Here is a 12,836-nt window from a genome sequence, read left to right on the forward strand (position 1 = left end):
GCGTTCATCCGTTCAATCTGCGGCATCTGCGTTCCATCAACGCTGGAGTCGGGATGGCACGCGGATGGCGCGGATGGCGCGGATGGGCGCGGATCGGCATTGTTTGTTGTGTGATCAGCGTTCATCCGTTCAATCTGCGGCATCTGCGTTCCATCAACGCTGGAGTCGGGATGGCACGCGGATGGCGCGGATGGCGCGGATGGGCGCGGATCGGCATTGTTTGTTGTGTGATCAGCGTTCATCCGTTCAATCGTGCGGCATCCGCGTTCCATCACCAACCACCTCAGCCTGAGTCAACGCAACGAGCAGATCGCGCACGGTGCGCCGGTCGAGCAGGGCATGGTCGGGCTGGTTGCTGTAGGAGAGCAGGCAGCGGTAGCAGGCCCGCACGCACTCACCAGCGTTCGAGTGCTCCTCCGTGCCATCGGCATTGAAGTGGCAGATCGCGAGCGCGGCCAGGGCGACGCGAGCCAGAGCGCGTGGTTCCTCGACCAGACGCCGCAGCACCCCCGCACCACCCTCTGCCGCCTCCCAGAAGATCAGGCGCGTGGTCGGGCCGGTACCGAGGCGCTCCGAACTGAGCTCCTGCTCCTCCAACTGGAAGGCGGCGGCGATCCCGCGCTGCATGGCGTACTGAACCGTCGCCGCATGCTCAGGTTGCGCGGCAATGGCCGGAGGCAGCCCGACGATCAGCAGATTGCGCGTATCGCGGACGACCAGGCGCACCCCGCGGCGTACCGCGTCTCCAGTAAGATCCTCGCTGCCCTCCAGCAACTCCTCGCCGCCCGGCTGACGCCCCCAAAGGCCACGGCGCAGGTCGAGAGCAAAGCCAACCTCGCGGGAGCGCTTCCAACCGTGGTTGACGCGCCAGATCGTCGCCGTCGGCGCGTAGACCAGATCAAGCCCGCCGGCCACATCACAGCTCGCGTCCTGACGCCGGGGGCCATGCGTGCTACGCGCAAACTGGTAGAAGGTTTCCAGATCAAAGCCCGTGCGGGCGCGCTCTTCCTCTTCGCAGGTGATGCGGTCAGCCGGCTGCGCCATGACCGTGTTCATCTCGAAGAGATGGGGCAAGTAGGTCGCACCCTGCCCGGAGAGGACGGCCTGGCACTGCTCGCAGACTTCGGCTTCAGCACCCTCGTGGAAGTAGCCACAGCTCTTGCAGACCTTGGCACGCAGGAAGCGCCGGCTGGCATCGCCGGTCGGCACGGCGGTGCGGGTGACCCGGTACTTGCGGCCCTCGTGGTAGATGATGTTGGCCGGGCCGAACTCGCGGATCGCCAAGAAACGTGGCCGAGCGAGGAAGCTGCCCTCACCGCGACTGAAGGGTAGGAACGCCCGCACAGGCAGGCGAGGGAAGTTGTAGCCCGGCAGGAAGCCCTCACTGGCGAAGTAGCGGTAGGGGTAGAAATCAGCCTCGCTGCTGCCACGGCCCTCGCGGCCACCCAGCAGGGCGAGTTGCCGCTTGGCCTCGGCCTCACGGCGCTCGGCCTCCTCGTGCGCCTTGCGGTCGCCACTGCCCCGCCGGTAGGCGTCAGCCTCCCCGCGCGCCTCGGCGAGCTGAGACTCGGCAGCAACGTAGAGCTGGCGCCAGCGCCCGCAGGCCTCGTCAAAGCGCTGCGGCGCCTCGGCCACGACCGTGTTGAGCCAGGTCTCGGTGAACCAGACGCTGGCAGCCAGATCCGTAGCAATGGTCGCGAGTACCCCGCGACACTGCGCGAGACACGCGGCCTGCGCACCATCCCCAAGCGTGATGCGCTCCCACACCTCGGGCTTAAGCGGGAGGCCCGGCAGATTCGGGTCAATCAGCGCGAGCATGTCGCGGCCCAGGTCGAGCCCACATTCCCCTAGCCAGATAGCGTGCATGTGGGCCCGCAGCAGATCTTCGTTAGCGAGATCAATCTGCGGCGCGGCGACAACACCGGCAACCATCGCCTTGGGGCGCTGGAAGAAATACTGGTCGTGACCACTACCCGTGGAGCAGTAGGTCATCACCAAGGCTGGCTGACCGCTCCGCCCGGCGCGACCCGAGCGCTGGGCATAGTTCGCCGGTGTGGGCGGCACATTACGCATGTGGACGACGTTGAGATCAGCGATGTCAATGCCGAGTTCCATGGTGGGCGAGCAGAACAGCACCGGGAGCGTCCCCGCGCGGAACTGCTCCTCGCGTTCCTCGCGGCGCTCCTGATCGACCTGGCCCGTATGCTCGCGGCCCTCAATCCCGCGCAGGATCGCTGGCGGGCGCCGGTAGAACGCATGGAAGAAGGCGTTCGCTTGGCGGATTGGTTCACCACCAAGACACACAGGACACGAAGTTGGATCAGGGTTATGGTGCGGGCACGCCCCAGATTCATCAACCCTTTGTGTCCTGTGTGCCTTGGTGGTGAAATCCATGCGGCGGGCGCGGATCAAGTCAACCTGCGGCGAGCTAGCGTCGCCGGGCAGCCAGATCAGGGCATCGCGGCGGATCTGGAGCGCACGGGTTCCGCGCTCGGCCACATCCACCAGGATGTTCGTCCCGACCAGGATGTCAATCAATGCCGTAAGCAGCGCCTCATAGGCCGCATCGTCGAGGGGGGCCTCAAGCGCGGGCCAGGCGCGGGGCGAGCGCAGGAAACGGCCAAGTTGGCCACGACCGGAGAAGCTGCGGGCACCGGGAGGAACCGGCTCGTCGCTAGGCACGAGGAAGCGCGTCGCCACACGGAGATCACGCACCTCCTCCTCAGCAAAGACCCAAGGCTCCTTGAGCGCGGCCCCCACGCGCTTCACCAATTCGGGCTGACGCTCGGGATCGAGACACGGCGCATCAAGTGCCAACTCCCGACGCATGTACTCCAGCAGCGCCCGGATAACGCGCTCGCGCTGGGCCGGGGCCGTGCGGGCGAGGAGGGGGTGCTGAGCCCAGGGCGACGCCTCGCCCACATCCGCACACAGCTCGTGGAGATCGAGGTAATCAATGCGTAGCAGCCCGCACTGCTCCAGGTTAGGCTGGGTAATCCGCCAGCCGCGCCGCAGATCCTCGAAGATGCGATACTCCAGGTAGGCGATGAGCGTCTCTTCGTTCCGCCGCTTCGCCCCACCGTAGGCACCCACATTGCGTGCGTAGGCTTCCTGAGGCAGCGCCAGGGCCGCACAGACCGCCGGGGCGACCGTCACGTGGGTGAGGGGGCGGTCGGGCGGCGCAGCCTCCAGCGCGGCGGCAATCGCGGCGCGCAGCAGGCTGACGCCAGCAAAATCGTTGAAGTGACCGGCCTGCAGTGAGGCATCCTGACGGTTGTCGGTGAAGCTGAGCAACTTCTGCGCACTCGCTTGGAGATCAGAGCGGCGCATCTCATCAACCGTGGTGACCGAGATCAGGGTCGTGGCCGTGCTGCGGCCCTCGCTGCTGAGGCGTGCGAGCTTGCGGAAGTCGTCCTTGTCGCGGCGTGTGTAGACCACCCCACAGCATAGGCAGGTCAGGAATGGCGTAGGCAGGAACCAGGCGGTGACCGACTCTGCAGCGTGTCCCCCAAAGGTGCCAGAACCAGCATCAACCGCTTCGGCCTTGGTGTACTTTGTGCCGGTGTGGTTCACTTGCCCATTCGGTAGCACATCCAGACGGCGGGGCAGGAAAGGCCGAAAATCCTTCTTGATCGTCCGTCCCTTGCGCGTCAGGTTGAACCAACTGTCGGGCAGCAGTTCCTCCGACTCCTCGCTCCAGCCATCCTCGCCGATAAGCAGGTAGCCAGCCACAGCCGGTTCAGCCACGTCCTCACCGCGTGACATCGGCTGGCGTGGCGTCACCGTCGCAAGCTCGGGGTCGTAGGCACAGAGCGCGTAGTGCTGGCCACACTCGCGGCAGAAGACCAACGGGAAGAGCAGCCGCTCGCCGTGGGGCCCAGCGACATAGCGCTGCCCTGCAAGCGTCAGGTGGCGGTGCGCGGGTGCGTCGAGGGTGCTGTAGACGGCGCTGCCCTGCGAGATAAATTGGTGGAGCTTGAAGGCGAAACCCGGCTTGCCATTCTCGTCGCGCACGCTGCTCCCCAGATCGAAGAACTGGCGCAATTGCGCCTCGCAGCGTTCGACGGGCACACCCGTCTGAGCGGCGAGTGCCGCAGCCCCCTGGCGCAGCGTGCATGGCTCAGCGCGGCGGAGCGTCCCTTCCTGGTCTGCACGCAGGCTGAAGGTCTGCTCAATCCAATGGGCGAGCGGGTGGCGCTGGAAACTCAGCCAGTCGAGACTGGACGGCAGATCGGACTCCAGGGCAGCGCGCAGCTCCTCAGCAGCAGGAACGGGCAACTGCGGAACAGCGTAGGTCAGCGTCTCCTCAATCACCTGGTCGGGAGGGAGCGCCACACCGAAGATGCTGCCAGCCACACAGGCAACCGCAGCGCGACGCTCGTCCGCCGAGTCGCCACTGACCATGGTGGCGCTAGTTCCGATGCAGGTCAGATCAGGATTACCAGAGCGCTCGCGGAGACGGCGCAACAGCATAGCGACATCGGCACCTTGGCGCCCGCGGTAGGTATGCAACTCGTCGAGGACAACGAACTGGAGGTTTGCCACCCCCGCATTGACGAAGGTGAACTCATCGGGACGGGTCAGCATCAATTCGAGCATCACATAGTTTGTCAGCAAAATATGGGGCGGATGCTGCTGAATCTCCCGTTTCTCGGCATCGCGCTCTTGGCCGGTATAGCGGGCGAAGCGCACCGGGCAGCCCGGCATATTCCCGAAAAAGCGCTCCAGCGCCTTCGCCTGCGAGTTGATCAACGCATTCATCGGGTAGACGATGATCGCCCGGACGCGGCCCTGCTCAGGCTGGTGGCACAGCACATGGTTGACGACTGGAACCATGTAGGTGAGGCTCTTACCAGAGCCCGTACCGGTGGTAACCACAAAGTGACGCCCGGCTGCGGCCAGATCAATCGCCTGTTTCTGGTGCCGAAACAGGTGCAGCGAGCGGAGCCCAGCGGCCCCATCAGGAACGCGGAAGATCGCGCCACAACCAGCGTGCAGCGTCCCACGCTCAACCAGATCCGCCACCGTGTTGGCATGGTCGTAGGCAGGCGAAAGCTGCACAAGCGCATCAGGCCAAAGCTGCCCAGCGGCCAGCGCTTGGTCAACATAGGCGCGTAGAGTCGAATCCGCGATCGTCAGGAAACTGCGCGTGTAGGCCGCATACTGATCGATAACCTGCTGACGGAGTTGAAAGATATCCACGCTGAACCTCACACTACGGAAAAGACCGTGAGCAACAGTAAATCGCATGATTTTGGCAGCTACGATATTCCCAAAGCAAAACAGGGATCGCATGCCTCCTTGATCGCCCGGGCCAGTTCGGGGGCTTGACCCTGCTCCCAGATGGGCGTGCCTCCACCATTGTCCTGAGGATAGAGCTGGGGCCAGTTGGGGGCGAGGTCGGCTTGCATGGCGGCAATTGCCTCTGGGCTGCCAGTAGCGAGCAGGTAGGCTACGCCGCTGAGCGCCCGCGCCCCGATGCTCAATTGGATGGCATGGGTGGCTGCGCTGGCTACCGCTGCTGCTATGGCGGCGTCTAGTTCTGCGGGGTGGCTACAGAGCCGCAGACGGCATGTGGCTGCGTCAAGTGGCCCGTCGCTGATGCGGGCAAGCTCGCGCCAGCACGCCTCCTCTTGTGCGCCACTGAACGTTGCGGTCGCGCTAGCTCTATGGCTGGTTGCATAGCTTTGGAGTTCGCTCATGTGGCGCGCTACCGCAGCCGGATGGCCCTCCGCCCGAATGTAGAGCGTCGGGCTATGGTTGGTCTGTGGGCCCACCACATACTCGACAGCCACCGGCTGCAAGCGGCTGGCCGCCAGTTGATCGCGTAGCGCAAACGCGGGCGCTGGCTCGGCAAAGCTGATAGCCAGCGTGCTTGAACTGGGTGGGCGCGGGAAGAGGCGCAGACTCACGCCGACAATGAAGCCTAAGCTGCCACGGCTGCCCACAAGCAGGCGCGGTAGATTGTAGCCCGTAACATTTTTGACCACCTGCGCTCCGACGCGCACCAAGCTGCCATCCGCCTCGACCAGTGTTAGCCCCAAGACCCAATCGCGCAAATTGCCATAGCCCAAGCGGCGCGGCCCGTCGGCAGCAGTAGCTACGAGGCTCCCAATGGTGGCCGTAGCCTCCGCACGATCTAGGGGCAACATCTGGCTGTTGGCGCCCAAGTGCGCCTGAAGTTCCCCCAAGCTCATGCCCGCCTCTACGCTGATCGTGAGGTCGTCTGGCTCATAGGTGACAACGCGGGTCAGGCGTTGGGTGCTGATCAAGGCTTGGCTTGGCAGAACCCCTTGGCCGTTGCTGGCCTCTGCATGAAGCGGCCCCCCCGTTACCCTAAGCATCAATCCGGCTGCATAGCAGCAAGCAACCACCTGGGCAAATGCTTCGGGCGTGGCCGGCGTGCTGCACAGGAGCCCTTGGCCTGCCTTGGTGCTCAACCAGCAATGCTCCGGCCCTACTATTGCTTGGAGTTCCGTTAGGAGTTGGGTCTGCTTCGTATCACTACGAGCCGCAGCAGCGTGACGCCGCGCCACAAGGCGGGCGTGGCGTTCGGCGGCTAGGCTGGCCGGAGGTGTCGCCAGTGGAAAGCGCTTATCCGGGTTGAAGTGGTCACCCTGATTGAAGACCATATAGATCGCAGCCTGCAACTGCAACTCAGCGGGGCTAAAGAGCAGCGGCATATACTCCTGCTTCTCAATGCCAATGCCATGTTCACCACTGAGCACACCGCCCTCAGCAATACTCTGGGTCAAGACAGCTTTAGCCACCGCATGGGCGCGGCGCACCTGATCAGCATCACGCGGGTCATAGGGGATCAGCGGGTGCAGGTTGCCATCGCCAGCATGGAAGACATTGCAGACCTCCATGCCATAGGTTTGGCGCAAGCCTTCGATATACTCCATCATGGTAGGCAGGCGCGTGCGCGGCACCACCGTATCAACCAGCATATAGGCCGGAGCGAGGCGGCCAATTGCGCCCGCAAACGACTTCCGCGCCGCCCAGACGCGGGTCTGCTCGGCGGCAGTGCGGGCCGGACGCAGTTCAAAGGCACCTTCAGCGCGACACAGCGCCAGAATAGCGCCCAACAGATCGTCCAACCCCTCCTCAACCCCGTCCACCTCAATGATCAGCAACGTCACCCCGGCTGCTTCCGGCAGGCCGAGGCCGTAGGCATCATTGACCGCCCGAATCCCGTGGTAGTCCATTACCTCTAGTGAAGTGGGCAATGCCCCCGCCGCAATAATGCGGCTCACCGCCGCCGAGGCCGCAATGACACTAGGGAAGAGCGCCATCACCACCCGGTTGGCTTCCGGCAGAGGCGTGAGGCGCACCATAGCGCGGGTGATCAGGCCCAAGGTTCCTTCGTGCCCCACCAGCAGGCCGGTGAGATCATAGCCGGCGCTATCCGGCACCCCAGTGCTTGTCCAGAGCAATTGGCCATCAGGGCGGGCCAATTCGACCGCAAGGACGTGGTTGGCGGTCACGCCATACTTGAGGCAATGGGGGCCGCCCGCATTGGTAGCCAGATTGCCACCCAGCGTACTCGCCCGTTGCGAGGAGGGATCGGGGGCAAACTGGTAGCCCAGCGGTGCCAAACGGCCATTCAGTTCGGCATTGATTACCCCCGCACCCACAACTGCCAAGCGTGAACGCAGATCAATCCGTTCAACCGCGTCCATACGGGCAGTACTGAGCAGCATCCCACCGCGCACCGGCACAGCCCCACCCGCAATGCCCGTCCCAGCCCCACGGGCCACCACCGGCATGCCCGCCGCCACCGCAAGCGCCAGCGCAGCCGCAGCCTGCTCATGATTGGCTGGCAGCACCACCAGCTCAGGCGCACAAGCAACGATCATACTCGCATCGGCATCATAGGTCGCCAACGCATCAGGTTGCGTAACCAGCGCCTGCGGGCCAAGCAGCCTCGTGAGCGCAGCGATAAGTTCTGAGAGATTATTCATAGCTGTATGCAGATTTGATTTCGTTCAATACGAATGAAATTAAGGAGGTTTGGGCACAGCCCACAACATCTACCAAGATTCAACTTTCTGTTCTCTTGCCCGTCTGTTCTTCTGTTCTGCCGCTCCTCTACACCACAAATCTACCAGGATTCAACAACTGATCAGGGTCAAACTCATGCTTAATGCGCTGCATCAAGGCAAGGTTGGCGGGTGGTGCGCCCCAGACGGGGAGTTCAGCGGCAAGTTGGGGGGATGCAGCAATGACAGCGAGTTGGGGTTGGGCGGCGAGGGCCGCGCTGTGCCATGTGCGTTGCGCCTCGGCGCTACCGCCGAGGTGCAGGTAGGCGACACCACTGAGCGCCCGTGCGTTGATGCGGAGTGTCAGGCCGTGTTTGGTTGCAAGGCTACGCAACCCATCCAACGCAATTGCTAGTTCGCCGGGCCGACAACTAAGCCGCACGGTCATCTCATTGGGCACCACCTTCTTCGGATGGGCCATATTGCAGAGTTCAACCCAATCAAAGCTATGGCCCGGTTCAGGGTAGCGCACCACCTGCAACGCCCCAGCCTGGCTTGCCAACGCAGCAACATCCTGCACATGGCGCTCAACCTCAGCGGGCAACCCCTCGGTACGCACCAACAGCGTAATCCCGCCGGTTGGCCCCGCTGGTGACCAGCCCTCCAGATACTCGACCGCCGTGGGGGTTAGGCTACTTTCGCGCAGCGCCTCGGCCAAGCCAAAGGCGGCCTGGGGTTGGGCAAAGAAGCAGGTGAGCGTACTCGCGGCACGCGGGCGCGGCAGCAGCTTAAAATTGGCCGAAACGATCACCGCCAGCGCACCCAGGCTCCCTAGGTAGAGCTTCATCATGTCGGAGTCACTGACATTTTTGACCACCATGCCACCCGCTTTGGTGATGCGGCCAGTGGATTCAACCACACGAATGCCGATTAGCAGATCGCGGGCCGTGCCGTAACCCAAGCGGCGCGGGCCGTCTACCGCAGTTGCCAAGATGCCCCCAATTGTACTGCGTTTGGGCCAAGGGGCATCGAGGGGCAACATCCGATGATGGGCGGCCAACTGCTCTTCCAACGCCTGCAGCGTGATCCCCGCCTCTACCGAGATGGTCAAATCATCAGGGTTGTAGATCAGCACCCGCTTCATGCGCCTGGTGGTAACCACCAGAAACTGACGTGTGGCCAACGGACGGCCCCAGAGTTGACGGGTACCGCCGCCCCAGGGCACCAGCGGCAGTTTCACCTCATTGCAGAACGCCACCACCCGGGCCAACTCCTCTGCACTCCCAGGTGCCACCACCAGCGCCGGGGTCTGGCCATGAATGACATAGGATGCTGTGTTGGTACTCAGGTTGGGCGCGCCTACGACCTCGCGCAGGTGTTGGGTAATGGCAGGGAGATTCACGATCTGCTTGCTCCTTCGGGAAGGTTTCAGACAAGCGAAAGGTCACTTTTGAGGATGCGTGAGGCGAAGCGGCGCTAGCTTCGCGTCCTCGCATCCTCGCGTCCTCGCATCTTGCTTTTGAGGATGCGTGAGGCGAAGCGGCGCTAGCTTCGCGTCCTCGCATCCTCGCGTCCTCGCAAACTGCAACGTGGCTACGAACAATCCCTTACCAAACGCTCCCCCGCCGCATGCAATGTCTCAAGGCGCTTGGCGAAGCAGAAGCGCGCCAACAGCGGCGCACTGGCCGGGTCGCGGTAGAAGGCCGAAGGCGGAATGGCCGCAACCCCCACCTCGCTGATGAGCCAACGGCAGAAGGCTGCATCACTTGTGAAGTTAGTTTGGGCCAGATCGGCCAGAATGAAGTAACTGCCTTCGGTGGGCAGGGGCGGCAGGTTGGCATCCTGCAGGATCCCCTTCAGCAACATGTAGCGTTCGGCATACTCGGCCCGAAACTGGGCGTAGTAGCCATTGCTCAAAGCCCCCTCAAGCGCCGTGGCCGCCGCAGCCTGCAACGGCGTCGCCGTCGCAAACGTGATCCACTGGTGCGCCGCCCGCAGCGCATCGTTCAGCGCCGCGCCCCCTACCGCATACCCAATTTTCCAACCAGTGACACTAAAGGTTTTACCGATGCTGTTGATCGTCAAGGTGCGCGCCCACATCTCCGGCAGGGTAGCAATCGGAATATGGGTCGCTGCACCAAACGTAAGCTGGTCGTAGACCTCATCGGCAATCACGATAACATTATGCTCAATGCAGAGTTCAGCAATCAAGGCCAACTCAGCTTGGGTATAGACCTTGCCCGTGGGGTTGTGGGGCGTATTGAGCAGCAGCAGCCGGGTACGCGGCGTAAAGGCGGCCCGTAGTTCATCCGGATCGAACCACCACGCACCCTCGGTAATACCATTTACGATTGTAGATTGCAGATTGCAGATTGCCGAACATGGCGTCCCAATGGGCTTTTGCGTGCTTGATGATGCGGTGTGTTCAAGGGTAATTGGTGTAAGTGTCTGGTTTGCGCCAGTAGCCTGCCCGGTCGGGCGTGGCGGATGCAGGCGCACAAAGCGAGGCACGCCACCCGCCATGGTCACATGGGGCACATACGCATCATAGAAGGGCTCAAAGATGATCGCCTCATCGCCAGGATTGAGGAGCGCCTGGATGGCCCCAAAGAGCGCCTCGGTCGCGCCGCTGGTGATGGTCACTTCGCGCACGGGATCAAGCTCACGCCAGCCATGGGCGGCCCAAGTTTTGGCAATCGCCTCGCGCAACTGAGGCAGCCCTTGGTAGGGCGCATACTGGTTCAGGTCGGCAGCAATTGCTGCCGCCGCCGCCTCTTTGATCCAGGCTGGCCCGGCAAAATCGGGGAAACCCTGCCCCAGATTGACCGCCCCGGACTGCAGGGCCAAGGCGCTCATCTCAGCAAAGATACTCGTCCCAAAGTGACTCACCCGCTCAGCGGCGCGCAGCGTACTCATTCCATGCTCCTTCTCAAACCTATGCCCATCATGCTACTCACAAGCGCCAGCAAAAGCAAGGCGAGCAATGGGAGTGCGGGGGTCGCCGCAGTTTGGGGTAGGCCGGCAGGGATGTCGGCGGGCATCTCGGCGGGCATCTCGGCAGGGATGTCGGCGGGCACCTCAGCGGGCACCTCAGCAGGGATGTCAGCAGGCTGTAGCTCACTGATACGCCCATCAAGCTGACCGCTCACCGGGCTATTGGCCTGAATATAGGCCCGCACCTGGTCGCGCAGGTCAATGCCGGTATTGGTATGTTCACCAGCACGGGCAAAGATGTCGCTATAGCCCGGCGCTACCAAGCCCTGAAAATCGGTCGTCGCAACCTGATAGATACCACTAGGATCAAGCGGCAGGTAGCCCGCTGCCGGGTTGCCCGGATCGGCCAAAAGCTGAATGTTGGCTGCGCGACCCTCAACGATATTGAAGCGCACCCCACTGACCTGCGAGAAGAAATCGAAGCCCCGGCGTGACACACTGTAATCGAGCAATTCCTGCACCAACGTGCCACTCATCGGAAAGACCAACAGCTTATTGGGGAAGGGCAGTGTCGTGCGTAGCGTCTCTTCAAGAATCGGGCCCGGCGGAATTGAGGCCCGCAAACCACTTGACGTCGCCAGCGCCATATGGCTCCCCGCTGCCGAACGGGCAATATCCATCACCAAATTGCCCAAAATCGTCTCATCGGTCAACTTACCACGCTCCGAGAGCTCCTCAGCCGCTGTGCCAATCTGCACAAACATGGGCGCAAACTCCGGATCGGCCTCAAGTTCAGCCTGAAGCTGGGCGACCCGCTCGACAAGCGCGGGATCGGCGGGCAGATTGGCATCCACCGGCACCAACGTACCACTCACATCCACCAGCATCCCCGCCTCAAAGGTAAGCGCCACGCGACTAATGTAGGTGAGATACTGGAAGGGCGAAATGGAATAGGTATTGGTACCGGGCAACAGCGCCAACTCATGCTTGAGGTGGCTATGGGTACCAAAGATCAGATCGATCCCCGGCACCTCTTGAGCCATACGCTTATCGTCCTCATAATGAGCGTGGCCAATCCCAATGACCGCATGCACCCCCTCATCCTCCCGCAGGGCGCGCACCACCTCGCGGGCCGTCTCGATATAGTCGCCAAACGTAGCCCCCTCAACCGGACGGCGGGCCGGAGGCACGAGGCGATCATAATCGGGGCCAGCGATAGCAAAGACCCCTAGTTTAACATCGCCCACCTCAAAGACCAGATAGTTCTTCCCATCATGCAAAAAGAGCGGATTACCCGCAGCATCCAGCACATTAGCCCCCAGGATCGGATAATCAATCTGGCTCTGGCAATTGGCAAAATGTTCTGCGCCATAATCAGCATCGTGATTGCCAAACGCCATCGCATCAACAATCCCATTGAACCAAGGCCACTCAATGCAGGTATATTTTACCCCCCATGAAGGCACATCAAGATTCATCATATCGCCACCATTGAAGATGAGCGTATTGGGATCATCAGCAAACTGGCGTAGATAGCCCACGGCCCGCGCAACCCCCCCCTGATCATGGCGTCCTTCAGAATAGAAAGGCACCGCATAGGAATGGTAATCCGTAAAATGGAAGAGCGTCACCGTCGTCCGATCCTGTGCAGCCACTGGCGCAGCATAGGCTACAACCAGCAGCAACACCCCGACCATAAGGGCAAACCGCTTGAGCATAGGGGCCTCCTGATGAACAGAGGAACAGAGGAACAGAGGAACAGAGGAACAGAGGAACAGAGGAACAGAGGAACAGAGGAACAGAGGAACAGAGGAACAGAGGAACAGAGGAACAGAGGAACAGCGGAACAGAGGAACAGAGGAACAGAGGAACAGAGGAACAGAGGAACAGAGGAACAGCGGGCTACGCGAGGGTTGTTGC

General features: G+C 62.3%; 6 protein-coding genes. All 6 read right to left on the reverse strand.

Annotation, left to right across the window (positions count from 1 at the left end):
* On the reverse strand, nucleotides 1-272 hold a 272-nt coding region (locus CJ255_RS23005), incomplete at its 3' end, for a hypothetical protein (protein WP_133117012.1).
* Entirely contained in the window at nucleotides 247-5,202 is a 4,956-nt protein-coding gene (locus CJ255_RS18625; RefSeq protein ID WP_165774799.1) for a DEAD/DEAH box helicase, read from the reverse strand. The genes CJ255_RS18625 and CJ255_RS23005, both read right to left, overlap by 26 nt.
* Before the next feature lie 59 nt (nucleotides 5,203-5,261).
* Entirely contained in the window at nucleotides 5,262-7,964 is a 2,703-nt protein-coding gene (locus CJ255_RS18630) for an FAD-binding oxidoreductase (RefSeq protein WP_097645601.1), read from the reverse strand.
* A gap of 127 nt (nucleotides 7,965-8,091) precedes the next feature.
* Entirely contained in the window at nucleotides 8,092-9,384 is a 1,293-nt protein-coding gene (locus tag CJ255_RS18635; RefSeq protein ID WP_124682006.1) for an FAD-binding oxidoreductase, read from the reverse strand.
* 191 nt (nucleotides 9,385-9,575) lie between these two features.
* Nucleotides 9,576-10,898: an aminotransferase class I/II-fold pyridoxal phosphate-dependent enzyme gene (locus CJ255_RS18640; RefSeq protein WP_097645603.1), complete on the reverse strand. Its 1,323-nt coding sequence runs from the start codon at nucleotides 10,896-10,898 to the stop codon at nucleotides 9,576-9,578.
* The gene (locus CJ255_RS18645; protein ID WP_097645604.1) at nucleotides 10,895-12,634 is read right to left on the reverse strand and encodes a bifunctional metallophosphatase/5'-nucleotidase; all 1,740 of its coding nucleotides are present in this window, start codon (nucleotides 12,632-12,634) and stop codon (nucleotides 10,895-10,897) included. Before CJ255_RS18645 ends, CJ255_RS18640 begins: the two co-directional genes overlap by 4 nt.
* Nucleotides 12,635-12,836 lie beyond the last annotated feature (202 nt).

Origin of the sequence: Candidatus Viridilinea mediisalina, assembly GCF_002532535.1 — a bacterium.
In the GTDB taxonomy this organism is placed as follows: domain Bacteria; phylum Chloroflexota; class Chloroflexia; order Chloroflexales; family Chloroflexaceae; genus Viridilinea; species Viridilinea mediisalina.